The organism is Amycolatopsis sp. NPDC051102 (genome assembly GCF_040682815.1).
In the GTDB taxonomy this organism is placed as follows: domain Bacteria; phylum Actinomycetota; class Actinomycetes; order Mycobacteriales; family Pseudonocardiaceae; genus Amycolatopsis.
Window position 1 is genome coordinate 1 of sequence record NZ_JBFBBT010000007.1, and the last position, 25,695, is coordinate 25,695.

Annotated in this window: 24 protein-coding genes; 14 read left to right on the forward strand and 10 right to left on the reverse strand. The window is 66.7% G+C overall.

Features of this window, described 5'->3' with window-relative positions; all coding sequences use genetic code 11:
• Window positions 1-138 precede the first annotated feature (138 nt).
• The 4 genes from AB0M93_RS20855 to AB0M93_RS20870 all read right to left on the reverse strand — a co-directional run bounded on the left by AB0M93_RS20855 (window position 139) and on the right by AB0M93_RS20870 (window position 5,180).
• Window positions 139-2,442 (reverse strand): oxidoreductase, encoded by a 2,304-nt coding sequence (locus AB0M93_RS20855; RefSeq protein WP_364275813.1) that lies wholly within the window; start codon window positions 2,440-2,442, stop codon window positions 139-141.
• 81 nt (window positions 2,443-2,523) lie between these two features.
• On the reverse strand, window positions 2,524-3,297 hold the full coding sequence (locus AB0M93_RS20860) for an amino acid ABC transporter ATP-binding protein (protein WP_364275815.1): 774 nt from the start codon (window positions 3,295-3,297) through the stop codon (window positions 2,524-2,526).
• Window positions 3,294-4,226: an amino acid ABC transporter permease gene (locus AB0M93_RS20865; RefSeq protein ID WP_364275817.1), complete on the reverse strand. Its 933-nt coding sequence runs from the start codon at window positions 4,224-4,226 to the stop codon at window positions 3,294-3,296. Before AB0M93_RS20865 ends, AB0M93_RS20860 begins: the two co-directional genes overlap by 4 nt.
• Window positions 4,227-4,241: 15 nt before the next feature.
• The gene (locus tag AB0M93_RS20870) at window positions 4,242-5,180 is read right to left on the reverse strand and encodes an ABC transporter substrate-binding protein (RefSeq protein ID WP_364275818.1); all 939 of its coding nucleotides are present in this window, start codon (window positions 5,178-5,180) and stop codon (window positions 4,242-4,244) included.
• A gap of 148 nt (window positions 5,181-5,328) precedes the next feature.
• Between AB0M93_RS20870 and AB0M93_RS20875 the strand changes: the two genes are divergently transcribed.
• Genes AB0M93_RS20875 through AB0M93_RS20885 form a run of 3 tightly spaced genes read left to right on the forward strand, consistent with a single transcriptional unit; the run spans window position 5,329 to window position 8,787 of the window.
• On the forward strand, window positions 5,329-6,990 hold the full coding sequence (locus AB0M93_RS20875; RefSeq protein ID WP_364275820.1) for a circularly permuted type 2 ATP-grasp protein: 1,662 nt from the start codon (window positions 5,329-5,331) through the stop codon (window positions 6,988-6,990).
• Between the two features lie 10 nt (window positions 6,991-7,000).
• On the forward strand, window positions 7,001-7,948 hold the full coding sequence (locus AB0M93_RS20880) for an alpha-E domain-containing protein (RefSeq protein ID WP_364275822.1): 948 nt from the start codon (window positions 7,001-7,003) through the stop codon (window positions 7,946-7,948).
• Window positions 7,945-8,787, forward strand: coding sequence for a transglutaminase family protein (locus AB0M93_RS20885; RefSeq protein ID WP_364275823.1), 843 nt, complete (start codon window positions 7,945-7,947; stop codon window positions 8,785-8,787). Before AB0M93_RS20880 ends, AB0M93_RS20885 begins: the two co-directional genes overlap by 4 nt.
• On the opposite strand, the gene AB0M93_RS20890 is transcribed toward AB0M93_RS20885, so the two are convergent.
• The gene (locus AB0M93_RS20890) at window positions 8,784-9,788 is read right to left on the reverse strand and encodes a hypothetical protein (protein ID WP_364275825.1); all 1,005 of its coding nucleotides are present in this window, start codon (window positions 9,786-9,788) and stop codon (window positions 8,784-8,786) included. The two genes, AB0M93_RS20885 and AB0M93_RS20890, sit on opposite strands and share 4 nt — an antisense overlap.
• A gap of 82 nt (window positions 9,789-9,870) precedes the next feature.
• On the opposite strand from AB0M93_RS20890, the gene AB0M93_RS20895 reads away from it, so the two are divergent.
• A complete protein-coding gene (locus AB0M93_RS20895) occupies window positions 9,871-10,431 on the forward strand; it encodes a helix-turn-helix domain-containing protein (protein WP_364275827.1) in 561 nt (186 codons plus the stop codon).
• On the opposite strand, the gene AB0M93_RS20900 is transcribed toward AB0M93_RS20895, so the two are convergent.
• Window positions 10,428-11,849: a M20/M25/M40 family metallo-hydrolase gene (locus AB0M93_RS20900; protein WP_364275829.1), complete on the reverse strand. Its 1,422-nt coding sequence runs from the start codon at window positions 11,847-11,849 to the stop codon at window positions 10,428-10,430. The two genes, AB0M93_RS20895 and AB0M93_RS20900, sit on opposite strands and share 4 nt — an antisense overlap.
• 371 nt (window positions 11,850-12,220) lie before the next feature.
• Here AB0M93_RS20900 and pdhA point away from each other — a divergent pair, with 371 nt between their 5' ends.
• The 3 genes from pdhA to AB0M93_RS20915 are packed head-to-tail and all read left to right on the forward strand — an operon-like array spanning window position 12,221 to window position 15,745.
• Window positions 12,221-13,426, forward strand: coding sequence for a pyruvate dehydrogenase (acetyl-transferring) E1 component subunit alpha (pdhA, locus tag AB0M93_RS20905; protein WP_364275831.1), 1,206 nt, complete (start codon window positions 12,221-12,223; stop codon window positions 13,424-13,426).
• The gene (locus tag AB0M93_RS20910) at window positions 13,426-14,418 is read left to right on the forward strand and encodes an alpha-ketoacid dehydrogenase subunit beta (protein ID WP_364275833.1); all 993 of its coding nucleotides are present in this window, start codon (window positions 13,426-13,428) and stop codon (window positions 14,416-14,418) included. The genes pdhA and AB0M93_RS20910 overlap by 1 nt, the downstream gene beginning before the upstream one ends.
• Window positions 14,419-14,434: 16 nt before the next feature.
• A complete protein-coding gene (locus AB0M93_RS20915; RefSeq protein ID WP_364275834.1) occupies window positions 14,435-15,745 on the forward strand; it encodes a dihydrolipoamide acetyltransferase family protein in 1,311 nt (436 codons plus the stop codon).
• 34 nt (window positions 15,746-15,779) lie between these two features.
• On the opposite strand, the gene AB0M93_RS20920 is transcribed toward AB0M93_RS20915, so the two are convergent.
• Window positions 15,780-16,070 carry a DUF6191 domain-containing protein gene (locus tag AB0M93_RS20920; RefSeq protein WP_364275835.1) on the reverse strand — a complete coding sequence of 97 codons (291 nt, stop codon included), beginning with the start codon at window positions 16,068-16,070 and terminating at the stop codon, window positions 15,780-15,782.
• Between the two features lie 94 nt (window positions 16,071-16,164).
• Between AB0M93_RS20920 and AB0M93_RS20925 the strand changes: the two genes are divergently transcribed.
• Together AB0M93_RS20925 and AB0M93_RS20930 are read left to right on the forward strand one after the other, a co-directional pair.
• Window positions 16,165-16,749 (forward strand): helix-turn-helix domain-containing protein, encoded by a 585-nt coding sequence (locus tag AB0M93_RS20925; protein ID WP_364275836.1) that lies wholly within the window; start codon window positions 16,165-16,167, stop codon window positions 16,747-16,749.
• 68 nt (window positions 16,750-16,817) lie between these two features.
• Window positions 16,818-18,716: an ABC transporter ATP-binding protein gene (locus AB0M93_RS20930; RefSeq protein ID WP_364276144.1), complete on the forward strand. Its 1,899-nt coding sequence runs from the start codon at window positions 16,818-16,820 to the stop codon at window positions 18,714-18,716.
• Here AB0M93_RS20930 and AB0M93_RS20935 read toward each other — a convergent pair.
• The gene (locus AB0M93_RS20935; RefSeq protein WP_364275837.1) at window positions 18,713-18,913 is read right to left on the reverse strand and encodes a zinc-binding dehydrogenase; all 201 of its coding nucleotides are present in this window, start codon (window positions 18,911-18,913) and stop codon (window positions 18,713-18,715) included. The two genes, AB0M93_RS20930 and AB0M93_RS20935, sit on opposite strands and share 4 nt — an antisense overlap.
• Before the next feature lie 153 nt (window positions 18,914-19,066).
• Here AB0M93_RS20935 and AB0M93_RS20940 point away from each other — a divergent pair, with 153 nt between their 5' ends.
• From AB0M93_RS20940 to AB0M93_RS20960, 5 genes are all read left to right on the forward strand, one after another.
• On the forward strand, window positions 19,067-20,263 hold the full coding sequence (locus tag AB0M93_RS20940) for a DNA cytosine methyltransferase (protein WP_364275838.1): 1,197 nt from the start codon (window positions 19,067-19,069) through the stop codon (window positions 20,261-20,263).
• Between the two features lie 79 nt (window positions 20,264-20,342).
• Complete coding sequence (locus AB0M93_RS20945; protein ID WP_364275839.1) at window positions 20,343-22,391, forward strand: AAA family ATPase; 2,049 nt, start codon at window positions 20,343-20,345, stop codon at window positions 22,389-22,391.
• Entirely contained in the window at window positions 22,388-23,239 is an 852-nt protein-coding gene (locus AB0M93_RS20950; RefSeq protein WP_364275840.1) for a hypothetical protein, read from the forward strand. Before AB0M93_RS20945 ends, AB0M93_RS20950 begins: the two co-directional genes overlap by 4 nt.
• A gap of 125 nt (window positions 23,240-23,364) precedes the next feature.
• The gene (locus tag AB0M93_RS20955) at window positions 23,365-23,832 is read left to right on the forward strand and encodes an FxsA family protein (RefSeq protein ID WP_364275841.1); all 468 of its coding nucleotides are present in this window, start codon (window positions 23,365-23,367) and stop codon (window positions 23,830-23,832) included.
• 82 nt (window positions 23,833-23,914) lie between these two features.
• Window positions 23,915-24,289: a very short patch repair endonuclease gene (locus tag AB0M93_RS20960; protein ID WP_364276145.1), complete on the forward strand. Its 375-nt coding sequence runs from the start codon at window positions 23,915-23,917 to the stop codon at window positions 24,287-24,289.
• Between the two features lie 26 nt (window positions 24,290-24,315).
• On the opposite strand, the gene AB0M93_RS20965 is transcribed toward AB0M93_RS20960, so the two are convergent.
• Together AB0M93_RS20965 and AB0M93_RS20970 are read right to left on the reverse strand one after the other, a co-directional pair.
• A complete protein-coding gene (locus AB0M93_RS20965; protein ID WP_364276146.1) occupies window positions 24,316-24,867 on the reverse strand; it encodes an SCP2 sterol-binding domain-containing protein in 552 nt (183 codons plus the stop codon).
• A 71-nt stretch (window positions 24,868-24,938) separates the two neighbouring features.
• Entirely contained in the window at window positions 24,939-25,595 is a 657-nt protein-coding gene (locus AB0M93_RS20970) for an SCP2 sterol-binding domain-containing protein (RefSeq protein ID WP_364275842.1), read from the reverse strand.
• Window positions 25,596-25,695 lie beyond the last annotated feature (100 nt).

The following is a 25,695-nucleotide window of genomic DNA, read 5'->3' on the forward strand; positions in this document are numbered from 1 at the left end:
AAGCGTGCCTTGACAAACCCGACCGTCGACTGAAAAGCGGCTGGGATGAGGGGCGGGGGAGGTCTGGTGACGTCGTTGGTCATCTCGCGCTGCCGTCCGCCGGTTCGTCTCCGGACAAAGCTTGCGGCCGGTGCCCGCTCAGTTCTCCCGGCGCAGCATCCTGCTCACACCCGCCGCCACGGTCGTCGCCAAGATCCAGCCCGACGCAGTGAACCCGGCCGCTACCCAATTATCCGTTCCGTGCATGTACCACCGCGACTTGTTGCCGAAGTCGACGATCGGGACCAGCAGGTCCGCCGTGTAGATCACCGGGTTCCATTGCAGGCCGGTGTCCTGCTGGTTCACCACGCAGCGCTCGCCGTTGGCGACGACGCGGCCGGATTTGTCATATATACAGTCGTCCGAACCCAAGCCGAACCACAGGCTGCCCAGTACCAGCAGTGTCAGGAGCCAGCCGAGGGCTCGGACCGGGCGGTAGCCGTAGCCCACCATCGATCGCTGGAGCCAGCTCCACAGCCGGACTCCCGGGCCGAAGAACTTGAAGCCGCGGGCCAGTGCTTCGTACCTGAACTGCTGCTTGCGCAACGCCACCGTTGACGCGTGCTCTTCGTTTCCCGCCGCGCGCAACATGTGGGCCAGCTGGTCGTACGGGCCCGGGCGGTAGCCGCGCATGGCTTTGCGGAGCATCTCGATGCGGGCGTCCAGGGCCTTGTCGTCGTCGAGGGGGATTCCTTTCTTCAACGCGTCGTAGCGGAAGTCCTCCAGCTCGATGCCCTCGGAGGCGTCCCAGAACTGGTCGTTGTCGCTCAACGTTCCGCAGTGGGCGCGGCGCAGCACCACGCGGCCCGTCGGTGGCGCGCTCGGGGTCAGGATGAACTCGTCCGAGGCCACGTCGCCCGCGTCCAGGGCCACGTTGAACGGGGGCAGGGAGCCCAGCTGGGAGCCGCGGAGGTCCACGCGGCGGGCGACCTGGGCGCCGTCCAGGTTGACGCCGCCTTCCGCCACGAACGGGCGGCCGTTGTTGTCGCGTAGCGTCAGGTCGCGGCCGACCCGGCCCGTGCGGACGTCGAGGGAATAACTGCTGGTCTGGCGGCGGCCCGGGTCCGTCAGGCGGGTGCCCGCCAGGTTGATGCTGCCGCCGACGTCCACGCCCTGCAGGCGCAGCGTTCCGTGGATCGTGGCGTCCGTGAGCTGGAAGTTGCCCGCGATCTTCGACCGGCGGGCCGAGAACACGTCGCGACCCGGGTGGCGGAACATCGAGTTCCACGCCAGGAAGTTGCCGCCCACCGTGACGTCGGCCAGGCGCAGCTGGCCCGCCGGGACACGCAGGCTCGTCGCCTCGATGTCGCCGCCGATCTCGGTGCCGTCCAGGTGCAGCGCGCGGTCGTAGTACGGGACCGTCTTGCCGCGCTCGACGCGGATTTCGGCGCCGGCCAGCCGCAGCGAGCCGCCGATGCGGGCGTTGACCATGCGCAGCGTGCCCAGGGCCTGCAGGCCGTCGGACAGCTCGACGTTGCCGTCGACGCGCATGCGGTCCGCGACCAGGGCCGGCCGCGGGTCGAGGTACGGGTCGTTGGACTTCCACGCGTCGACGGCGATCGGGCCGTGCTGGGACACCGTCAGCTTGGCCTCGCGCAGCGAGATGTCGCTGTCCACCGTCGCGCTCGGCAGGTACATGATCCCGGTCGCGGAGAACCGCTTGCGCTGGCTGGCCGGCCCGTAGTTGTCGACCTCGCACAGCAGGCTGCCGCCGATGTGCAGGCCGTTGCCGTTGAGCGCGAAGCCGTCCGGGTTGTTCAGCGTGGCGCCCGAAAAGTTGACGTTACCGCCGGTCCGGACGCCGGGGAGGCGGACTTCGCCGTTCGCGACCATCCGGTAGGCCAGCAGCGCGCCGGTCAGCACGAGCCGATCGGCCTGGATCGCCTTGCCGTGCGGGTGCGAGATCACCGTGCGGGTCAGCACCATCGACCCCTCGATGACCGCGTCGGTCAGGTTGACCGCGGCGTTCGGCATGCCGCGCTCGCGGTCGTCGCCGCGCTGGACGGTCGTCTCCTCGATCTCGCGGACGTCCCCGTCGACCTGCACGACGCTGCGGATCAGCCGGACGTCGTTGCGGCTGCGCATGTTGCGGGCCTTGAGCCCCGGCAGCCAGCACTTGCGGAACACCAGCCCGAGCAGGTTCGCCTCGCGCACGTCCGGCGGCTGCTCGAACCGGCACCGCTCGAACCGGAACAGGTACTTCAGGTCCGCGGCCCGCAGATCCAGCGTCCCGGTGATGTAGGCGTCCTCGACGTAGACGATCGGGGCGTTCGTGGCCTGCCGACGCCAGCGCATCAGGCCCGCGTTGCCGGGTTTCAGCAGGTCAGCGGCCTTGACCTCGTACCGGCGGTCCGGGATGCCCGCGAAGGGGTCCAGCGGCGGCAACGCGCTTTCCGTCGACATGACCCCTCCCTCACCCCGCCACCAAAGTAGCGAAAAAACGGCGGAAACGGTGCTGGAACACCGTTTCCGCCGCAGGATCCCTCAGGCGTTGGGGTTGAGCACCCGGGCGAGGAACTCCTTGGTCCGCTCCTCGCGCGGGCTTCCGATCACCCGTTCGGGCGGCCCTTCTTCGACGACGACGCCGCCGTCCATGAAGAGCACCTTGTCCGCCACCTCGCGCGCGAACTGCATCTCGTGCGTGACGACGACCATGGTCATGCCGTCCTTCGCGAGCTGCTTCATCACGCCGAGGACGTCGCCGACGAGCTCCGGGTCCAGCGCCGACGTCGGCTCGTCGAACAGCATCAGCTTCGGCTGCATCGCCAGCGCCCGCGCGATCGCGACGCGCTGCTGCTGCCCGCCGGACAGCTGCGCCGGGTAGTTCTTCGCCTTGTCGGCGAGGCCGACGCGCTCCAGCAGCTCGTGTGCCCGCTGCCGGACCTGGGCCTTCGGCTCGCGCCGGACCTGGATCGGCGCCTCCATGACGTTCTCGAGCGCCGTCATGTGCGGGAAGAGGTTGAAGCGCTGGAACACCATGCCGATGTCCTTGCGCTGGAACGCGACCTCCTTCTCCCGCAGCTCGTGCAGCTTGTCGCCGCGCTGCTGGTAGCCGACCAGCACGCCGTCGACGTAGAGCCGGCCGGCGTCGATCTTCTCGAGGTGGTTGATGCAGCGCAGCAGCGTCGACTTGCCCGAGCCGGACGGCCCGATCAGGCAGAGCACCTCCCGCTCCTGCACCTCGAGGTTGATGCCCTTGAGGACGTGGACGCTGCCGAAGCTCTTGTAGATCCGCTGCGCGGACACCACGGGGGTCATGTGACGTTCCCTCCACCCCGGCTGAACATCCGCGACGCCCAGCCCTGCCGCTGGACCACGTCCCGCGAAGTGCCGCGCGCGAACCGCTTCTCGATCTGGATCTGGACCAGCGTCAGCACCGACGTCATGAACAGGTACCAGGCCGCGGCCGTGATGAGCAGCGGAACCGTCTTGTAGTTCTGCGCGTAGATGGTCTGCACGGCGACCATCAGCTCGTAGTACCCGATGGCCACGACCAGCGACGTCGTCTTCAGCATGGAGATGGTCTCGTTGCCGGTCGGCGGGATGATCACCCGCATCGCCTGCGGCAGGATGATCCGCCGCAGGGTCTTCGTCCGGCTCATGCCGAGCGCGCTCGCCGCTTCCAGCTGGCCGGAGTCGACGGACTGGATGCCACCACGGACGATCTCCGCCATATAAGCGGCTTCGTTCAGGCCGAGGCCCAGCAGCGACGCGGTGAACTGCGTGATCAGCTGGTTGGTGTCCCAGCTGACGAACTCCGGCCCGAACGGGATGCCCAGGCCGAGGCGCGGGTAGGCCAGCGCCAGGAAGTTCCAGATCACCAGCTGTGTGATCAGCGGGGTGCCGCGGAACAGCCAGATGTAGATGGCCGCCGCCCCCGAGGTCAGCGGGTTGGGCGACAGCCGCATCACGGCCAGCAGGATTCCGCCGACGATGCCGATCAGCATCGCGATCACGGTCAGGATCAGGGTGTTCTGCAGGCCGCGCAGCACCCGGGCGTCGAAGAGGTAGTCCCCGACGACCGGCCACTGCAGGGCGTTGTTCGTGATCACGCTGCGGACCACGATGAACGCGAGGAAGAGGATGACCACCCCGGCCACCCAGCGCCCGTAGTGGCGCACCGGGACGGCCTTGATGGCCTCCGCGTCGGTCGGCGCCTCGGTCGGAGGCGCTTCGGAGGAACTCACGAACTACGTCCTATCTCAGGAAGCCGGGTTGATCTCCGACTTGGTGACCGCGCCGGCCGCGTTCAGACCCCACTTGTCCAGGATCTTCTTGTACGCGCCGCTGTCGATCAGCTTCTGGATCGCACCCTGGACGGCCTTGCCGAAGTCACCGCTGTTCTTCGGCAGCACGATGCCGTACGGCGCCGTGTCGTAGGGCGCGCCGACCGACTCGAGCTGGCCGTTGGTCTGCTTGACCGCGTAGTCGATGACCGGGGAGTCGGCCAGCTCGCCCTGCACGCGCTTGGCGGTGAGGGCCAGGTTGACGTCGGTCTGGGCCTGCAGCTGCGTGACCTCGATGGCGGGCTTGCCCGCGCCGGTGCAGGCGGCGTTCTTCTTGTCGAGGTCCTCGACCTGCGTGGTGCCCTTCTGGACGGCGACCTTCTTGCCGCACAGGTCGTCGGCCTTCAGGCCGTCGGGGTTGCCCTTCAGCACGGCCAGCGAGGTACCCGCGCTGTAGTAGGAGATCATGTCGACCGACTGCAGCCGGTCGGCGTTGATGCTGAACGACGACATCGCGAGCTCGTACTTCTTGGCGCCGATGCCGGGGATGATGCCGTCGAAGGCGGCGTTCTGGAAGTCCATCTGCACGCCGAGCACCTGGCCGATGGCGGTGCCGAGGTCGACGTCGAAGCCGGCCGGCTTGCCGTTGTCGACGAACTCGTTCGGCGGGTAGCTCTGGTCCTGGCCGACCACGATCTTGCCGTCGGACTTCACGTCGGCGGGCACCATGGCGGCCAGCGCGTCGTCCTTCGCGACCGTGCCCGCGTCGCCGGAACCGGTGCCCGGGGCGGCCGCGGAGGTGCTGGAGCCGACGTTGCCCGCGCCGCTCCCTCCCGCTCCGCACGCCACGGTCAAGCCGACCAGGGCGAACGCAGGCAGCAGGGCGATCGCCTTGAGCTGGGTTCCTCGGGCCACGTCGTCACTCCTCGTAGTTCTCAGTTCGTGAGAGCACGCATATTGCCACTCATCCATACCAAAGCACAGCACCGTCGAGTTACGGCGAAGTTTCGCACTGCGCCCATCGCTCCCGGAGTGTCGCGCACGAAGGGGCACGTGGGTCAGGATGTCGCTCATGAACGCCACCCCGCCCCGGCTGCCCCCCTCCGGTCGACGCGCGAGGAAGGCGACGACCAGCCGGATCACCCGGCCGGGGGCCCGGTTCGACGGGTACCTCTCGCCGGATCGGCCGCACGCGGGCGCCTACGACGAGATGTTCGCCGCGGACGGCACGGTCCGCGGCCCGTACCGGGCGCTGTACGAGTCGATCGCGGCGCTCGACGCGCACGACCTGAACTCGCGGTCGCTCGCGCTGGACCGGGCGATGGTCGACCAGGGCATCACGTTCTCGCTGTCCGGGCAGGAACGGCCGTTCCCGCTGGACCTGGTGCCGCGGGTGATCCAGGCCGCCGAGTGGGCGAAGCTCGAGCGCGGTGTCGCCCAGCGCGTCCGCGCCCTGGAGGCGTTCCTCGCCGACATCTACGGCGACCGCCTGATCCTGCGCGAAGGCGTGCTGCCGCGGCGGCTGATCACCTCGTGCGAGCACTTCCAGCGGGAGGCGTTCGGCATCAACCCGCCGAACGGCGTGCGCATCCACGTGTCCGGGGTGGACCTCGTGCGTGACGAGGAGGGCACGTTCCGCGTGCTGGAGGACAACCTCCGCAACCCGTCCGGGGTGTCGTACGTGATGGAGAACCGGCGGACGATGGCCCGGGTCTTCCCGGACCTGTTCGCCCAGCACCGCGTGCGACCGGTCGGCGACTACGCGTCGCACCTGCTCCGGGCGCTGCGCGCGGCGTCCGCGGCGAACGTCGCCGACCCGACGGTCGTCGTGCTCACCCCCGGCGTCCACAACTCGGCGTATTTCGAACACTCGCTGCTGGCCCGGCTGATGGGCGTCGAGCTGGTCGAGGGCCGCGACATGTTCTGCCGCGACAACGTCGTCTACCTGCGGACCACCGAGGGCGAACGCCAGGTCGACGTCATCTACCGGCGGATCGACGACGAGTTCCTCGATCCCGTGCACTACCGGCCGGACTCCGTGCTCGGCATCGCGGGGGTGCTGAACGCGGCGCGCGCGGGCAACGTCGTCGTCGCGAACGCCGTCGGCAACGGCGTCGGCGACGACAAGCTCGTCTACACCTACGTGCCGGAGATGGTGAAGTACTACCTGAACGAGAAGCCGCTGCTGCCCAATGTGGACACCTTCCGGTGCTGGCTGCCGGACGAGTTCGACCACGTCATGGCGCACCTCGACGAGCTGGTCGTGAAGCCGGTCGAAGGCTCCGGCGGCTACGGGATCGTGTTCGGACCCGAGGCGACGCCGGCGGAACTGGCGACGCTGCGGCGCAAGGTGCGCGCGAACCGGCGCGGCTGGATCGCGCAGCCGGTGGTCCAGCTCTCGACCGTGCCCGCCAAGGTGGAGGACCGGCTGGCGCCGCGGCACGTCGACCTGCGGCCGTTCGCCGTCAACGACGGCAAGGACATCTTCGTGCTGCCCGGCGGGCTGACGCGGGTGGCGTTGCCGGAGGGCAGCCTGGTCGTCAACTCGTCGCAGGGCGGCGGTTCGAAGGACACCTGGGTGCTGGCGTCCCGGGCGTCGACGGCCGAACGCGAGCTGGAGCAACCCGCACTCGGCGCGATATCCACTGTGGATGGTCTAGCCGCCGAGCAGGGGCCCGAGCTGTCGATGTCCCAGCAGCAGCAACAGCAGCAGCAGCAGAGCTAGGGAGGTTCGCATGCTCGCCCGCAACGCGGAGTCGCTGTACTGGATCGGCCGGTACGTCGAACGCGCCGACGACACCTCCCGCATCCTCAACGTCTCGGTCCACCAGCTGCTGGAGGACGCGACCGTCGACCCGGACCACGCGAGCCGGCAGCTCCTGGCCGTCCTGGGCATCGACCCGGCGGGCACGGAGTCCCTGGACGTGTGGAAGCTGACCGAGCTGGTGGCGTACGGGAAGGACAACCCGGCGTCGATCGTCGGCTCGATCAACTCGGCGCGCGAGAACACGCGCGGTGCCCGCGAAGTCGTCTCGACCGAACTGTGGGAATGCCTGAACGCGACCTGGAACGCGGTGCCCGACCGGCAGCGCTACGCCCGCCGCGCCGGGCCGCACGCGTTCCTGTCGTTCGTGGAGGAGCGCGCGGCGATGTTCGCCGGGCTCGCGGATTCGACGATGAGCCGCGACGACGGCTGGCTGTTCATGGTGCTCGGCCGCTCGATCGAACGCGCCGACATGGTCGTGCGGCTGCTGCTCTCGCGGGTCGCGGACCGCGCGTCGTCCCCGGGCTGGATCACGGTGCTGCGCTCGGCCGGCGCGCAGGACACCTACCTGCGGACGTACCGGGGCGCGCTGGACGCCGGCCGGGTCGTGCAGTTCCTGTTGCGTGACACGCTGTTCCCGCGCTCGGTGTTCCACGCGCTGCGGCAGGCCGAGGAGTGCCTGCAGCGGCTCGACCCGGGCGGCGGCGCGCGCAGCAACGAGAAGTCCGAGGCCTTGCGCGAGCTCGGCCGGGCCCGCAGCGAGCTCGAGTTCCTGCGCCCGTCGGAGCTGCTCACCGACCTGCCGCGGCGGCTCGGGGCGTTGCAGACGTCCATCAAGGAGATCGGCGAAGCGGTCTCGATGCAGTACTTCAGCACGTCGCCGTGGGTGGCGTGGAGCGGCGCGGAGGTTTCCCTGTGACGTGGCAGCTGCGGGTCGCGCACCGGACGGGCTACCGGTACGCGACACCGGCGACGCAGTCGTACAACGAGGCCCGGCTGACCCCGCGCTCGGACCGCCGCCAGACGACGGTGGCGACGCGCATCGAGACGACCCCGGCCACCCGCGCCTACCGGTACACCGACTACTGGGGCACGGTGGTGACGTCGTTCGACCTCCACGCACCGCACACGGAATTCGCCGTGCTGGCGACGTCGGTGGTCGAGACGGCGGACGAGGCGGAACCCATCCGCACGGCGTCGTGGAAGGACCTCCGCGGCGAAACGGTGATCGACCACCGCACGGAGTACCTGACCCCGACCGACTACACCCCGCACGACGCGACGCTGGCGCGCGAGGCGCGTTCGCTGCGCACCGGCCTCGACCCGGCGGACGCGGTGCTGGCGGTGTGCGAGTGGGTGAACAAGCAGCTCAAGTACCAGCCGGGCACCACGGGCGTCCACTCGACGGCGACCGATGCCTGGCAGGCGCGCGAAGGCGTCTGCCAGGACTTCGCGCACGTGACGCTGGTGATGCTGCGCGCGATCGGCGTCCCGGCGCGGTACGTGTCGGGGTACCTGCACACGAAACCGGACGCGAAGCTCGGCGAGGTCGTCGAAGGCGAGTCGCACGCCTGGGTCGACGTCTGGACCGGCGGCTGGTGGGCGTACGACCCGACGAACGCGATCCCGGTCGGGCCGCGGCACGTGTGGGTGGCGATGGGCCGGGACTACGCGGACGTGGCGCCGTTGAAGGGCATCTTCACCGGCGGCGGCCAGTCCACTTTGGACGTCTCGGTGCAGCTGACCCGGCTCGCCTAGAGCAGGAAGGTCCCGCCCGCCGCTTCGGCCACCTCCGCGCCGAGGGCGGACACCGGCGTGTGCGCGCCGGGTTTGCCTTCGCCGCGGGCCAGGCGGGCGGCGACCTCGGCCACGACCGCCGCCGTGAAGTCCATGGCTTCGTCCGCGCGGAGCCAGCCCTCGCGGGTGGTTCCGCCGGGCCAGGTGACGACCGCGTGGCCCCACGTGTGCGTGCGGGGGCGGGGTGCCGGCTTCGTCCGGATGGCCGCGAGGCGCCGGACGGCGAAGCGGCGCACGGCCGGGATCGACGCCACCCGTCCGAGCAGCGGGACGAGGGCCCGGATCACCGGGGCCGTCGGGGCGAGTCCGGAGAAGACCGTGACGTCCGGCGTGCCGCTCGCGCGCTGGGCAGCGATCAGCTCGCCCGAGTCGACGCCCGCCACCTTCGCCGACTCGCCGTCCGGCAGGACGAGGGTGCGCGGCTTCGCGCCTCTGACCGTGACCGCGGTCAGGGCGTCGACGATGCTGGCGGCCAGCGCGACCCCCACTGTCCCGCCGTCGGACGCCACGGAGGCCAGCGCGTCGACCTCCACGTTGCTCGGCGTGTCACGCCCCTCACACAGCTTTGCGACGACGGCCTCGGTGGCCAGGACACCGAACCCGGCGCCGGTCACGAACGTGCTGCCGCCGGCCAGGGCCTCTTCGTGCAGGTCCAGCAGCCGCCGGACCGCGACCGGGTCCGCGGCCATGTCGACGTAGTGGCCGCCGGGCAGGCAGGCCCGGGCGATCGTCGCCGCCGTGGTGGCGTACTCGCCGATCGTGTTGATCACGACCGCCGGTCGCTGCCGCCGGATTTCGGCGGCCATGGCGTCGACGCCGTCGGCGACGACGTACGTCGCGCCGGTCGCCGCCAGGCCTTCCCGGTTGCGCCCCACCAGCACGACCGGCACGTCCCGGCGCTCGAGTTCGGCGGTGATGGCCCGGCCGGTACGGCCCAAAGCGCCTAGCACCCAGATCTCCATGACGGCTCCTCAGTGACGTCTCAGTGTGTCATCACTGAGGCTAGCAGGTGATGACACACTGAGACGTCAGCTAGGCTGAGGCGTGGCCAGATGGGATCCCGGGACCGCGGACCGGCTGCGGAAAGCCGCGCTGGAGCTGTACGCCGAGCACGGCTACGACGCCGTGACGATCACGCAGATCGCCGAGCGCGCCGGGATCACGCGCCGCTCGTACTTCCGCTACTTCCCCGACAAGCGCGAAGTGCTCTTCGCCGGCGCGGAACAGCTGCCGCCCGCAGTCGCCGAAGCCGTCCTCACCGCCGAAGAGGCGGAGTCGCCGCTTCGCACGGCTCTCGGGGCGCTCGCCGAGGTCGGTACGCGGGTCACGCAGCTCGTCGACCCGTCGCCCGAGCGCCGCGCGATCATCGCGGCCACGCCCGAGCTGCGCGAACGCGAGCGGAGCAAGGCAGCAGCGATCACCAGCGCGATCCAAGACGCCCTCGAACGGCGGGGCGTCCGTCCCGAGCTGGCCAAACCGGCGGCGCAGGTCGCGGCGATCGTCTTCGGTGCCGCCTTCGACCGCTGGATCGACGAAGGCGGGAGGCAGGAGTTCCCGGCCTACCTGGAGACGGCCGCCGCGACCTTGCGCGAGGCCTGTGGTTAGCCGCGCGCGTGGGCGTCCAGGATGTGCGCGACGGCCTCGGTGACCTGCTGCGCGTAGTCCAGGTGCAGCCACTCGTCCGGCACGTGGATGTTCGAGTCGGCCCCGCACGCACCGGTGACCAGGAACTGCGCCTCCGGGTACTTCCGGGAAAGCAGCCCCATGAACGGGATCGAGCCGCCCATGCCGGTCGCCCGGTGGGGGTGGCCGAAGACCTCGTCGCTGACCGTGCGCAGGGCCGCCGTCAGCCACGGCGACTCGGCCGGCGCGTTCCAGCCGTTCTCCGCCTGCGGGTTGTCGCCGAAGGTGACCTTCGCGCCGTACGGGACGTCGGTGGTCAGGGCGCGCTTCACGGCTTCGAGCGCCTTCTCGGCGTCGGCCGTCGGCGGGAGGCGGAAGCTCAGCGTCAACGTCGTGCTCTCGCGCAGGACGTTGCCGGCGTCGGCGGGCTTCGGGAAGCCGTCGGCACCGATCACCGACAGCGTCGGGCGCCACGCGTTGTTGAGCATCAGCTCCAGCGCGTCTTCTGTGATCACGCGCCCGCCTTCGACCAGCGGGAACGCCTTCGCCAGCGCCTCCGGGAAGTCCTGCGAGACGGCCTTGAGCTCCGACAGCCGGTTCGCCGGGACGTCGACCTTGAGCTCGTCCAGCAGCAGCTCACCGGTGGCGCTGTCCTCGAGGCGTTCGATCAGGTGCCGCAGGATCCGGAACGAGCTCGCGACGACGCCGGACGCGATGCCGGAGTGCTGCGCCGCGCCCAGCAGCTGCACGGTGACGTCGAGGTGCAGCATCCCGCGCAGGCTCGTGACCAGCCACAACCGCTCGTAGTCGCTGCCGCCGGCGTCGAGGCAGATGACCAGGGACACCTCGCCGATCCGGTCGGCCAGGTGCTCGACGTAGGCGGGCAGGTCGGGGCTGCCGGACTCCTCGCCGGTCTCCAGCAGCAGCACGATGCGGGCGTGCTCGCCGCCGGCCGCGTGCACGGCTTCGATCGCCGTCGTCGCCGCGTAGCCGGAGTAGCCGTCGTCGACGGACCCGCGGCCGTACAGCCGGCCGTCGCGGATCACCGGGGTCCACGGGTCGAGGCCCTCCGACCAGCCGCCCACCGGGGGCTGCTTGTCGAGGTGGCCGTACATCAGGACGGTGCCCTTGTCCGCCGCGCCCGGGGTCGCCGGGACGTCGACGAGCAACAGCGGGCTCCGGTCTTCGAGCTGGACGACCTCGAGGGTGGCGCCGGGCAGGTCACGCCCGGCGATCCACTCGCGGACGTGCTCGACGGCGGCGGCGAGGTGGCCGCTCTTCGCCCACCCGGCGTCGAAGGCCGGGGACAGGGCGGGGATCGCCACCAGCCCGGAGAGGCTCGGGATGACGTCGCTGGTCCACGACGAGACGACGGATTCACGCACGGATTTTTGCTCCACACGGCCATCGTGCCACGGAGGCGTTGGCGTGCCGCACATCACAACCTCACCTCACGCCTCGTGAGTGGTAAGGCGGGTTCTAACCCGCCTTGCCACTCACGAGCCTGGTGAGCGTCCCGGCTGACTGCCAACTCTCGTAGTTCCGACGCTCGGGCTTCCTAGCGTTTTCCCTGTTCAGGACCGGTTTCTCAGCAACAAATCAGCAACCGCGTCTCACCAAGACGGCGACCTTCGTGCCAGGATGTCCGCGAGAACCGTCAACGCCGACGGTGACTGAGCGCTTCGGACCCGACGCGCTGGTCCCCGCCGGTGCAGTCGCTGTGGTCGCCACAAGCGGCCGCCAGAGGCACCGACACCGAGGAGTACTGCGCATGCCGTCCGAACAGTGGACGCACCCGGAGCCCGGCGACGGGCCGGCCGCGGTAGCGGCCCAGCCGTCGCCGGAACAGGTGATCGCCGGGTTGCGAGCGACGAGTGAAGGTGGCGCTGAGCTGACTCAGCTGCTCACCCCCGAAGGCGAACGGGTTCCGTCGCCCCAGTTCGACAAGTACGTCGAGGACGTCGACGCCGAAGCACTCCGCGGCCTCTACCGCGACATGGTGCTGGTCCGGCGGGCCGACCGCGAGGCGAACGCCATGCAGCGCCAGGGCCAGCTCGGCATCTGGGTCCCGCTGCTCGGCCAGGAGGCCGCGCAGATCGGCTCCGGCCGCGCCCTCAAGGCGAACGACATGGCGTTCCCCAGCTACCGCGAGCACGGCGTCGCGTACGCGCGCGGGGTCGACATGAAGGACCTGCTGGGCATCTTCCGCTGCACCGACCACAGCGGCTGGGACTACCAGGGCACGGGCTTCCACCCGTACACCATCGTGATCGGCAACCAGGTGCTCAACGCCGCCGGCTACGCGATGGGCCAGAAGTTCGAAGGCAAGGTCGGCGACGACGACGGCGAAGCGACCATCTGCTACTTCGGCGACGGCGCCACTTCGCAGGGTGACGTCCACGAAGGATTCGTCTGGGCCGCCGTCTACGACGCGCCGCTCGTCTTCTTCTGCCAGAACAACCAGTGGGCGATCTCCGAGCCGACCGAGCGCCAGTCGCGCCTGCCGCTGTACCAGCGCGCCCGCGGCTACGGCTTCCCCGGCATCCGCGTCGACGGCAACGACGTCCTGGCCTGCCTGGCGGTGTCGCGCTGGGCGCTCGACGAGTGCCGGCACGGCAACGGCCCGGTGCTGATCGAGGCGTTCACCTACCGGATGGACGCGCACACGACGACCGACGACCCCACCCGCTACCGGCTCTCCGACGAGCTGGAGGAGTGGAAGCTCAAGGACCCGATCGAGCGCGTCCGGGCGTTCCTGGCCCGCAACGGCTACGCCGACCACGAGTTCTTCGACCAGATCCAGGCCGAGGCCGACGCCTTCGCCGCCGACCTGCGCGAGTACACGTTCAACATGCCGGAACCCCCGCCGGAGCGGATCTTCAGCAACGTCTACGCCGAGGGCAACCCGGTGCTGGACGCGCAGCGCGAAGAGTTCCTGTCCTACCTCGACGGCTTCGTATCGGCGGGTGAGCACTGATGTCCGACCTCCAGAAACTCACCATCGGCAAGGCCCTCAACCTCGGCCTCCGCCGCGCGATGGAAGAGGACCCCAAGGTCCTGATCATGGGCGAGGACGTCGGCAAGCTCGGCGGCGTCTTCCGGATCACCGACGGCCTGCAGAAGGACTTCGGCGAGCAGCGCGTGCTGGACACGCCGCTGGCGGAGTCCGGCATCATCGGCACCGCGGTCGGCCTGGCCGTGCGCGGCTTCCGGCCGGTGTGCGAGATCCAGTTCGAGGGCTTCATCTTCCCCGGCTTCGACCAGATCTCCTCGCAGCTGGCGAAGCTGCACTACCGGACGCAGGGCAAGATCAAGATGCCGGTGGTGATCCGGGTGCCGTTCGGCGGCGGGATCGGCGCGGTCGAGCACCACTCGGAGTCGCCGGAGTCGCTGTTCGCGCACATCCCCGGCCTCAAGGTCGTGTCGATCTCGAACGCCGTCGACGCCTACTGGGGCATCCAGCAGGCGATCAAGTCCGACGACCCGGTGCTGTTCTTCGAGCCGAAGCGGCTGTACCACTCGGGTGCGCTGCGCGCGGAGATCGACGTGGCCGGGACACCGGTCTCGTGCTTCTCGTCGCAGGTCGTCCGCGAGGGCACCACGGCGACGGTCGTCGCGTACGGCCCGTCGGTGAAGGTCGCCCTCGACGCGGCCGCCGCGGCCGAGGACGAAGGCAAGTCCCTCGAGGTCATCGACCTGCGCACGCTCTCGCCGCTGGACCTCGGCCCGGTGTTCGAGTCGGTGCGCAAGACCGGACGGCTGATCGCGCTGTCGGAGGCGCCGTCGGAGTCGTCGCTGACCTCGGAGATCGCCGCGCGCGTCCAGCAGGAGTGCTTCTACTCGCTGGAAGCGCCCGTCCTCCGGGTGACCGGGTTCGACACGCCGTACCCCCCGGCCAAGCTCGAGGAGCACTACCTCCCCGACCTGGACCGGGTGCTGCACGCCGTCGACCGCTCACTCGCCTGGTAAGGGGGATTTCCGCGCAATGCCCACGTACAAACAGTTTCCCCTGGCCGACACGGCGGAGGGGCTGACCGAAGCCGACATCCTGTCCTGGCACGTGAAGCCGGGCGACACCGTGACGGTCAACCAGATCGTCGTCGAGATCGAGACCGCGAAGGCCGCCGTCGAGCTGCCGATCCCGTGGGCCGGGGTCGTCACGGAGCTGCACGTCGAGCCGGGCCAGACGGTGGAGGTCGGCACGCCGATCCTCACCATCGACGTCGACCCCGGTGGCGCTTCGGCTCCTGCTGCTGCGGCACCTGCTCCCGCCGAGGCGGAAGAGGAGATGAAGCCGCTGGTCGGGTACGGCTCGAAGACGGTGATCACGCAGCGGCGCGCCCGCAAGGGTGCCGAACCCACTCCGGTCGCCGCGGTCCCCGCCCCGCCGGCGCCTGCCCCGGTAGCGCCTGCCCCGGTGGCGCCTCGCGGCGGGTACGTCCCGCTGGCGAAGCCGCCGGTCCGGAAGCTGGCGAAGGACCTCGGCGTCGATCTGCACACGCTCGCCGGAACCGCGGATGGCGGCGTCATCACGCGTGAAGATGTCGAGCGCGCCGCAAACGGGACTCCAGTCGTGTCCTCCGTTGTCGAGAGCGGCTCCCGCGAGCGGCGCGTGCCGATCAAGGGCGTCCGCAAGATGACCGCGGCGGCGATGGTGCAGAGCGCGTACACCGCTCCGCACGTCACGGAGTTCCTGACCATCGATGTCACGCCGATGATGGAGTTCCGCGAGAAGCTCAAGAAGTCGCGGGAGTTCGCCGGGGTGAAGGTCACGCCGTTGACGTTCGCGGCGAAGGCCGTGTGCCTGGCGGCGAAGCGCACTCCGGACGTCAACGCGGTGTGGGACGAAGCGGCGCAGGAGATCGTCTACAAGGACTACGTGCACCTCGGGATCGCCGCGGCCACCCCGCGCGGCCTGATCGTGCCCAAGGTCCGCGACGCCGACTCGATGTCGCTGAAGGAGCTGGCGAACGCGCTGACGACGCTCACCGACGTCGCCCGCGAGGGCAAGACGTCCCCGGCGGACATGGCGAACGGCACGATCACGATCACCAACGTGGGCGTGTTCGGCGTCGACACCGGAACGCCGATCATCAACCCGGGCGAGTCCGCGATCCTGTGCCTCGGCGCGATCAAGGACCAGCCGTGGGTGGTCGACGGCGAGATCAAGGTCCGCAAGGTGCTCCAGCTGTCACTGAGCTTCGACCACCGCGTGGTCGACGGCCAGCAGGGTTCGGAGTTCCTGGCCGACGTCGGCGCGCTGCTGGCCGACCCGGCGATGGCCATGACTTACTGAGTTCTCGCAGGTGAGGGCCGCCTCCGGGCGGCCCTCACCTCCGGAAGACGATCTTCCCGGCGTCGAGGTCGACGTGAGTGCGCGGCGGGGCGCCGTCCGCCTCGTCGTCGACCAGCATCAGCTGGACCTGGCGCTGTTCGAGCTCGTGCTGCTTCGTGCCGCCGAGGATCGCTTCCACCTCTTCGGTCGCCGCGACGCTCGCCACCCGCTGGCCGTCACCGCGGCGGTGCCACGGCAGGAACCGCCGGCCCCAGACCTCGAACACGGCCAGCAGGAACAGCAGCACCACCAGGATCGGGAACGCCATCGCCCAAAGCACACCCATGGAGCCAACTTATACTCGCTTGACGGAGTGAGCACTCACTCCACACACTGGTGGCATGACACCAGCACCCGAGACCCGGCGAAGAGCGCCGAGCATGAGCGCCGAAGACCGGCGCGCCATGATCGTGCACGCGGTGCTGCCGCTCCTGATGGAGCACGGCACCGCCGTCACGACCAGCCAGATCGCCCGCGCCGCCGGCATCGGCGAGGGCACCATCTTCCGCGCGTTCAAGGACAAGGACGAGCTGTTCGACGCCTGCACCGCCGAGGTGCTGCGCCCCGACCACGTCCTCGATGCGATCGCCGAAATCCCCATCGAGCAGCCTCTGGCGGACCGGCTCGTCGAGGCCGCCGAGGCGCTCGGCGCGCACTTCGAGCGGATGGGCGCGCTGATGGGCGCCCTGCACGCGTCGGGCAGGCACAAGCAGCGCGACCCCGAGCAGCGCCTGAAGAACCGCACGATGAAGGGCGGCCGCAACGAGTCGATGGCCGCCATGCGCGGCGCGATCACCGAACTGTTCGAACCCGAGAAGGACCAGCTGCGGCTGGCCCCGGAGCAGCTGGCCGCGCTGTTCCTCACCCTGCTGTTCGGCGGCCGGCGGATGGCGCCGGACGACAACGCCGCCACCACGCGCCAGGTGGTCGACGTCTTCCTGCACGGCGCCGTGGAGGCTCAGTGATTCCGGGCGGTGGGGGCGGCCTCGAGTTCGCGTTGAGCCGGCGCGGTCGCCGGCGGCACGCGACGACGGTGCCGGAGAGCGGGCTCACCGGGCCCGTGGAAATTCCCGAACCGAAGCAGGAGGACCAGCCGAAGGACCTGCGCTCCCGGCTGTCGCGCGCGAAGACGTCCGTCGCGGGCACGGTCCGCGGCCTGCCGAAGGTCGCGAAGCTGACGTGGCAGGCGAGCCCGGTCCTGACGATCCTGCTGGCTCTGATCACGCTGTTGTCGGGCCTGTTGCCGACCGTGACCGCGTACATCGCGAAGCTGCTGCTCGACGCCGTCGTCGCGGCGATCCAGCACCGCGGCACCACGGCCGACATCGTGAACGTCGCGCTGTTCCAGTTCGGGGTGCTCGCGGCGACCGCGATCAGCAGCGCGCTGACGTCGATCGCGCAGTCGCTGCTGCAGGAACGCATGACGCTGACCATCCGCCACCAGGTGATGGCGCACGCGAGCGAACTGCACCTGGCGTACTTCGAGGGCTCGGCGTCCTACGACATGCTGCGCCAGGCGGCGCAGGAGGCCCCGACGCGGCCGCTGTCGATGATGACTTCCGCGCTGGGGCTGGTCCGGACGCTGATCACGTTCGGCAGCATGGTCGCGCTGCTCGTCGCGATCAGCCCGCTGCTGGCCATGGTCGCGCTGGTGGCGCCGATCCCGGCGTTCATCTCGCAGTCCAAGTACGGCTCGCGCGCGTTCTGGCTGACGTTCCTGATGTCGCCGATCAAGCGGCGGATGGACTACCTGTCGTCGCTGGTCACGACGGACACCTACGCCAAGGAGACGAAGCTGTTCGGGCTCGGCCCGTACTTCGTCGACCGCTTCCGCCGGCTGGGCGTGGTTTCGTACGAGCGGCAGCGGAAGCTGACGGTCAACCGCAACATCAGTTCGACGGCGTGGGGCCTGCTGAGCACGCTGGTGGGCTCGGCGATCGCGCTGTACATCGCACTGGAGGCGGTCGGCGGCCGGCTCACGCTGGGCGACCTGGCGTTGTACACGGCCGCGGCGACGTCGGTGCAGACGTCGGTGTCCGGGCTGTTCACGGCGTTTTCGGGGATGTACGAGAACAACCTCTACCTGGACACGCTGTACCGCTTCCTGGACACGAAGCCGGAGATCACGGCACCGCCTTCGCCGCGCCCCATGCCCTCCACTGTGGACGGTCACATCGAGTTCGACTCGGTGACGTTCGCCTACCCGGGCGCGGAGGAGCCGGCCCTGGAGGACGTCAGCTTCGAGATCCGCCCGGGCGAGACGGTGGCGGTGGTGGGCCGCAACGGCGCGGGCAAGTCAACGCTGTTCAAGCTCCTCTGCCGCCTGTACGACCCAACGGACGGCCGCATCCTCCTGGACGGCGTCGACATCCGCGAGTACGACCCGGACGAGTTGCGCCGGCGCATCAGCGCGATGTTCCAGGACTACGTGACATACCAGGGAACGGCGGCGGAGAACATCGGCCTGGGCGACCTCACGCGGCTCGAGGATCGCCCGCACATCGAGGATTCGGCCCGCAGGGCGGGAGCGGACGAGCGCATCAAGCGCCTGCCATCCGGCTACGACAGCCCATTGGGAAGGTGGTTCGACCAGGGCGTATCGCTGTCCGGCGGCGAGTGGCAGAAGATCGCACTGGCACGGGCGTTCCAGCGCGAGGCACCCATTTTGATCCTCGACGAGCCGACATCGGCGCTGGACGCCCAGGCCGAGCACGATTTGTTCGCCCGCTTGCGCTCGTTGTCCGAAGGCCGGACGACGCTGTACATCTCGCACCGGTTCTCGACGGTCCGGCAGGCGGAGCGGATCCTCCTGCTGGACCACGGGAAGGTGGCGGAGTACGGAACGCACGAGGAGCTGATGGCGGCGAAGGCGGGGTACGCGGAGCTGTTCACGCTCCAGGCGCAGGCGTACCTGGACGAGGTGCCGAGCTAAGGGATGAGCACGACCTTGCCGACACCTTCGCGGCTCTCGACACGCGCGTGCGCGGCCGCGACGTCGGCGAGGGGATAGGTGCGGTCGATGACGGGGGTCAGCGTGCCGTCCGCGACGAGGCCGAGCGCCTCGTCGCGGGCGGCCGCGACCTGCTTCCCGTAGGCGACGGGAAGCTCGGAAAATTCCCCGCTGATCACGTCCGAAAGTGACGGTCCACATCGTCTGTCAGGAGGGGACGTCCCAGGATACATCGAGATCGTTCAACACGGCGTAGACGTGATGCGCCCCATCTCGAGTTTTTAGCACAAGTCTTGTAGTGTTTGAACGATCTCTGACTGAGGAGTGATGACGTGTCGGGCAAGTTTCGAGTGGCAGGGCTGTTCGCCGGGATCGGCGGCATCGAGCTCGGGTTCCACGCCGCTCTTGGCGACGGGCTGGACACGGTTCTCCTTTGTGAGAGCTGGGAGCCCGCCCAGCAAGTCTTGCGTGCACGATTTCCCGGGGTCGACGTTCATCCGGACGTGCAGGAGCTTCGTGACTTGCCGGACAATCTCGACGTCCTCGCAGCGGGGTTCCCGTGCACCGACCTCTCTCAGGCAGGACGCACCGCCGGCATTCATGGGGCACAGTCCGGTCTGGTCGCACATGTCTTCGAGATGCTTCAGCTAACGAAGCGTCGCGGACGGCGCATGCCGTGGGTGCTCATCGAGAACGTCCCGAACATGCTGACTTTGGATCGCGGTGAGGCCATGGCCTACCTAGTCCGCGAACTCGAAGACTTGGGCTACCGATGGGCTTACCGAGTCGTCGACTCCAGATTCACGGGTGTACCACAGCGACGACGCAGAGTGATCATGGTTGCATCATGCACCGACGACCCTCGCGGTGTGCTATTCGCCGATGAGTCGGCTCCCTTAGACGAGAGCCTTCTGTCGTCAGACGCATTCGGCTTCTATTGGACTGAAGGCCGTTCAGGAGTCGGCTGGGCCAAGGATGCGACTCCGACGCTGAAGGGAGGTTCTGCGTTAGGTATTCCGTCACCCCCTGCCGTATGGCTGCCCGACTGGACCGATCGTCCAACTATTGTTCTACCGACGATCGAAGACAGCGAGGCACTGCAGGGGTTCAAACGAGGCTGGACCGACGCAGCTAGCGACAGCCGGCGCAACGGCCCACGCTGGAAACTTGTCGGCAATGCCGTCACGGTCGGCGTATCGACGTGGGTCGCCGAGCGACTGCTGGACCCCGGTACACCTCATGACCTCCCTTCGGTCGAATTTATTCGAACGGCTGGCTGGCCGACTTCGGCATGGGGCGAAAAAGGCAAAGTTCACAGAGTTATCGCCAGCGAATTCCCTCGGCAAGCCAAGTACACTCATCTGTTGGATCTACTAGATGTAGACCAATGCCTTCCGTTGTCACACCGAGCCGCAAGTGGCTTTTGGGGTCGGCTGCAACAAACCAATTTGGGTAGGTACCCGAATTTTCGCGAGGACTTGGCCGCGTACGTCGCTTTGACTGACCCGACTCCACGCGTTTCAGCGTGAAGGTCACCGCATAGCGTGAACAAGTCCGACAACGGGTAATCAGTCAACCTGCGGCCGCAACACTGGGTATGCTAGGCGAGTGACGGATCCAGCAACGACACGACTGGGCCTTGAGCAGGCTAGTCAACGACTTCTAGGCGTAGATCACTCCGCGAAAAGCACTACGAAGTACCGGCCGTTCGAGGCAGATCTTGCAAGAACCCTCGGCATCGCTGACGGATCGATCTATACGACGTACATTTCCAAAGCCGGGAACGCACGCGTAAGGTTTGACCAATCGGACAGGTCTCAACGAGCACAGCTCCTAGTCGCACTGATCGACCCACCAGCAAAAGAGCATCCAATGCGGTCAGTTGAAGCACTGGAGCGGTACTGCAGGGAAAAGCGAAGCGACGCCGAAATTCTTGTTCTCCAGGCCCATGAGTCCGGCGCATGGAACCCGTACGCTGTAATATTCGTTCCTTCCGAGCGAGTTCCCCTACTGCAGCCCATTATCGAGGCGATGCCCAATTTGCGGGTATTCTCGCAGAATCTAGGGATTGATCGGAGCAAAAACTCCAGTAGTACTTCTGAGATTCCTCGGTTTATCGTACAAAAGCCCGGCGAATATGACGACAGTCTATCATATCCATATATCGCACTACGTTTCGAAGACTGGCCCGACGACTCGTTCCAGACATTATTCTCGGTGTATCTATACCGCAGCTTCAGCGATCGAGAACTACTAGGAGAGGTAAAAATACTGAAGAAGGGACAAAGAGGAGGCAAGACCCAGCTTCCTTTGGAGTCCTTTTCTCAATTAGGACGAGACTATTGCTCACTCGGTCAAAGCTTTTCTTTTTACGAGGCACTCCGAAGGTTGCCTCAAAAAACTTATCAGGCGATACTCCGCGGTCTGCGTGACGTCGTCTACTCAGACGATGTACGCGCGGAATTCGAGAATGAACCAGGGTTCGAAGCCTCACTCGCGAGGACCGGCAAGGCGACGCTTGCCCTACAGGAGGCGAGTACGTTATTCATACATGATTCCAAACGACGCCGTCGAGGACTGCGGTTCAAGTTCGAGACGAACGTTGGCGGATCATCTTTTGAAGTAGATTTTGTATTCGATCAATCCTCGAATATCCCTGATAGAATCAATGCCATAGTCGGATATAATGGAACCGGCAAAACTCAACTCCTCGCAAACATTGCCCTGGTAGCCACCTCAGATCTGAAACAGCGCGAGGGCGAGAACAGCTACCGTGGACGGATCGTTGATTCGCCAAACGTTCGATTCAGCTCAGTCATAGCTATCTCGTATAGTGCCTTCGACACGTTTTCACTACCGGATGCGTTCTGGCATTCAGAAGATGAGAGGCGCGCGGCAGAAAAAAGGTTGCGCGAAAAAGGCGATGTATTCGGATACGCCTACTGCGGTCTTCGAAAGCGTTTGATCGGGCAGAAGTCAGGAGCTCCACGCGGTCTAAAGAACATCGATGAACTGACAAAAGAATTCTCACGAGCTCTCGAGGCGTCTCGCTCGGCAGAGAAACGCTCGATATTGATCGCGGCGTTGTCGATAGTACTTCGAGAACCTTCTTTTTCGCGCATAGGACTCGACCCCTACCTAGCTGCCAGCGGAGACGACTGGGTCGAGCATTTCGATAGATTGAGTACGGGGCATAAGATTGTCCTGAATATCATTATGCAAGTCATCGCTCATGCCGATCTCCGCTCGATCATTCTTATTGATGAGCCGGAGTCCCACTTACACCCTTCGCTGCTTTCCGCGCTTATTCGAGCTTTGCATACGATCTTACAGCGCCTTAACTCATATGCGATTGTGGCCACGCATTCACCGGTCGTACTCCAAGAGATACCGCGAAGGTACGTCCGCGTACTACAAAGGTTTGGCAACAAAACGCGCGTTGCAAAACCATCAGTCGAGACGTTCGGTGAAAATGCTGGAAACTTGACTACGAACGTTTTCCATCTCGATAACACTGAAACCGACTATCATGAAACTTTGAAAAGGTTAGCGGCCGAGATGGACATGGACGAGATCGAAGATTTATTCGACGGCGAGATGAGCGCACAGGCGAGAGCCTACATACTAAGTTTCAAACACTCCATGGGTGATCAATGATCTACCAAATACAAAAGCCTACCCGTGATGTGGTTTTTGATTACGATCAAACTTACGCTAAGAGACGATCCATTCACGCCAAGAAGTATCTTTCTGCGGCTCGAAACCAAGTCATCGACGCGTATGCTGCGTATGATTCGATTGCCGGTCATCCAAAAGACCTCACACCACTACCTCTGGAAGAGGATACAAGAAAGGCACTTCGCGGGAACTACGAAAATACGTACCAAGATGGACGACTCGCCCCGTTGCGGGCGGAGTTGTTGGCTGGAGCAGCCTACGAACTCTGTCCCATGTGTGGACGGAATCCCGTGGCAGAACTCGATCACTATCTTCCAAAAGATAAGTATCCTGAATTCAGCATCCTTGCATTCAACCTTATCCCTGTTTGCGGTCGCTGTAACCGCGCCAAGTCAAATCTGATCACGGGAAATAGGGGTTACCTCTTCCACGCTTATTACGATAAAGTGCCACATAGCCCAACCTTACTTGTCGCAAACCTGAATGTGACACCAATAAGCACCCTCGTAACATTCGAGGTGAACAAGAAGTTGCCGCAACAGCTATATCGTGATGCATGTTTTCAATTCAATACACTGAAACTGGCTGATCTATACGTCGGAGCTTCCATACCGGAACTTGTCGAGCGAATCGATCTATACCGGCAATATCACGAGTCCGGCGTCGGAGCCACAGGTGTGGCGTACGACGCAAGCAGGCACGCGAAACATCTTCGCAAAGAATTCGGTGCGCATTATTGGAAGGCAGCCTTATACGACGCCGTAGCGTCTAGTTATGATTATTGCAACGGGGGCTTCCGGCTTCTGGCCAATCGTAGAGATCGATGATCACCCGGAATGCGGCAAGGTGGCGGACAGATGGGTAACTCTCGGTATGAGTACTTGCTACGAACTGTAATCGAATACGTCCGTCCAGATCGGAGCAAAACGAGCAGGCTGTCCGTTGAACCGGTATGGCTATCGCTCTCCTACTCTACGTCTTCGCCGAGATCGCCGCGATCTGGGCGGTGGGCTCGGCTGTCGGCGTCCTCGGCACGCTGGGCCTCCTGCTGGCCGGCGCGTTTCTCGGGTCTTGGCTGGCCCGCCGCGAGGGCGCTAAGGCGATGAGGGCGTTCACCTCGGCAGCCCGCTCCGGACGGCCGGTGGAGAAGGAACTCACCGACGGCATGCTGGTTGGCTTGGGCGGGGTGCTGATCCTGGTGCCCGGCTTCGTCAGCGACGTGCTGGGGTTGCTGCTGATCCTGCCGCCATCCCGCGCGGTAGCGCGCCGGCTGTGGTTGAAGCGGACGGATAAGCGAGCGGTCCGGTTCGCCGACCGCCGCAGGGGCCCAGTCATGGTGGTGGACAGCGAGGTGGTCTCCTCGGACGAACCGCGGCGCGACCACCCCACGGTCATCGAGGGTCGCGTCGTCGAGAACTGATCCACGCTCGGCCAGAGTCTCCGATCTTTGTCACAATGGGCTCGTGGAGCGTCTGAAGACCACGTCCGCCGTGCGCATCCGGATGAGTCAGCAAAGGTCCCGTAACACCGGGATCGAGATGACCCTGCGCAAGGCTCTCCACGGCGCAGGCTTCCGTTACCGGGTGCACCGCCGACCGGTCGAAGGTGTGCGACGCGAGGCTGACCTGGTGTCCGGCCCCGCGCGCGTGGCGGTCTTCGTGGACGGGTGTTTCTGGCACGGTTGCCCGGAGCACGCCACTTGGCCCAAGAACAATGCAGAATTTTGGCGCGACAAGATCGAGACGAACCGCAGACGAGACGCCGACACGGACGCTCGGCTCAGCGAGGCGGGCTGGCTGGCCGTCCGAGTATGGGAGCACGAAACGGCGGAGACCGCAGTGAACCGTGTCATCGAAGCATTGCGAAAACGTCGCTGACACTCCGGCTTCCTGGCGTCGGAAAGCTAGTCCGCCGTCGGCTTGGGGATGTCGAAGTAGCTCGAGAACCGCACCGCTGGTGCGTACTCGCCCTTCACCTTCACCCTTCCCGTCACGAACATCGCCGCCACTGCGGCATTGCCCGTCGCCATCCGAATGAAGTCGTCCACCGACAACGTGATCGTGGTGTCCGGGGTCCGGGACAGATCCGTTGAAGACACGCACACCCCGTCCTCGATCACCGTCTGGAAACGGTCGTAGCCGTCCTCTCCCGAACCGTCCGAAAAGCGCCACGAAACCACGATGTCCACGTGGCGTGCGCGGGCCGGTGAGAAATGCTCTGACATTCGGCGGAATATCTCGTCCAGGAACACCGGTCGTAACTCCGGGTGGTCCGCGATCGCCTTCAGCTGCTCGCGGGACGCTCGGCGGACCACGTCCACCAGGACGTCCGTCGACAATGAGCTCAGCTCGATGCCCGCTCCGGCTTCGCCCAGCATGTGGAGGGTTTCCAGGACCTGGATGAACTGCGCCGGTGTCAGCCGGGCGATTCCCAGCTTCTCCGCGAACGCGTTCACCACGTGACCGCCGCGATGGGTACGGGGGCGGCGCCATTTCGCTTTCCGGGGCACTGGCGGACTATAACCGGTCAAGCGGGGTGCGGTAGGTCGAAGAAACCGATCAAGCCCGCCGCGAAGGCCAAGTCACCTTTGACTTTGATCCTCCCCGTGACGAACAACACCGCCGGTGTCGCCTGGTGCGTGATGAGGCGGAAGAAGTCGGTCGGCGCGATGGTGATGGTCACTCGCGGCGATGAGCGCATCTCGCGGCTCACCGTGCACGATCCGTGCGAGATCGCCGTCTCGTAGCGGTCGAAGCCGCCTTCGCCTGCTCCGCCCGACAGGCGCCAGTGGACCACCGCGTGGAGGTCGCGGGCTCGGTCGGGGCGGATGTGGGCGCCCATGCGGGCGAAGATTTCGTCCAGGAGGCGCTCGCGCAGGGCGCGGTCCGCGACGACGCTCTCCAGCTGCGCGCGCGACGCCGAGGCCACCAGGGAGGCGAAGCGGGCCGGCTCGACCTTGCTCAGGTCGAACGCCGGGGCGTGGGTGGCCAGCCTGAGCAGGGCGTTCAGGAGACGGCGGAAGTCGTCCTTGCGGAGGTCGCCGGGGTCCAGGGCGAGCTCGTTGACGTTGAGGGCGTGGGCCTCGGGGCTCAGCGGGTCGAGCCGCTCCAGGGCGTCGAGCAGCGGTGCCCCACGGAGCTCCGCGATCCGATCGGCGCTGGTCATCCCGGCGTTGTCGGCCATGGTCACCCCTCTCCGGTTACTCATGCGTAAGGCTACCCGCCAGTAGGTACGCGGGCAAGCGTGCCGAAATCACCCGCGCGTGGCAACGACCGGTACCGTC

Bases quoted from the DNA above. Each gene is read 5' to 3' on its own strand.
- AB0M93_RS20855 (WP_364275813.1), bottom strand. From the start codon at position 2,442: ATGTCGACGGAAAGCGCGTTGCCGCCGCTGGACCCCTTCGCGGGCATC.
- AB0M93_RS20860 (WP_364275815.1), bottom strand. From the start codon at position 3,297: ATGACCCCCGTGGTGTCCGCGCAGCGGATCTACAAGAGCTTCGGCAGC.
- AB0M93_RS20875 (WP_364275820.1), top strand. From the start codon at position 5,329: ATGTCGCTCATGAACGCCACCCCGCCCCGGCTGCCCCCCTCCGGTCGA.
- AB0M93_RS20880 (WP_364275822.1), top strand. From the start codon at position 7,001: ATGCTCGCCCGCAACGCGGAGTCGCTGTACTGGATCGGCCGGTACGTC.
- AB0M93_RS20890 (WP_364275825.1), bottom strand. From the start codon at position 9,788: ATGGAGATCTGGGTGCTAGGCGCTTTGGGCCGTACCGGCCGGGCCATC.
- pdhA (WP_364275831.1), top strand. From the start codon at position 12,221: ATGCCGTCCGAACAGTGGACGCACCCGGAGCCCGGCGACGGGCCGGCC.
- AB0M93_RS20910 (WP_364275833.1), top strand. From the start codon at position 13,426: ATGTCCGACCTCCAGAAACTCACCATCGGCAAGGCCCTCAACCTCGGC.
- AB0M93_RS20915 (WP_364275834.1), top strand. From the start codon at position 14,435: ATGCCCACGTACAAACAGTTTCCCCTGGCCGACACGGCGGAGGGGCTG.
- AB0M93_RS20920 (WP_364275835.1), bottom strand. From the start codon at position 16,070: ATGGGTGTGCTTTGGGCGATGGCGTTCCCGATCCTGGTGGTGCTGCTG.
- AB0M93_RS20925 (WP_364275836.1), top strand. From the start codon at position 16,165: ATGAGCGCCGAAGACCGGCGCGCCATGATCGTGCACGCGGTGCTGCCG.
- AB0M93_RS20950 (WP_364275840.1), top strand. From the start codon at position 22,388: ATGATCTACCAAATACAAAAGCCTACCCGTGATGTGGTTTTTGATTAC.
- AB0M93_RS20955 (WP_364275841.1), top strand. From the start codon at position 23,365: ATGGCTATCGCTCTCCTACTCTACGTCTTCGCCGAGATCGCCGCGATC.
- AB0M93_RS20960 (WP_364276145.1), top strand. From the start codon at position 23,915: ATGAGTCAGCAAAGGTCCCGTAACACCGGGATCGAGATGACCCTGCGC.
- AB0M93_RS20970 (WP_364275842.1), bottom strand. From the start codon at position 25,595: ATGGCCGACAACGCCGGGATGACCAGCGCCGATCGGATCGCGGAGCTC.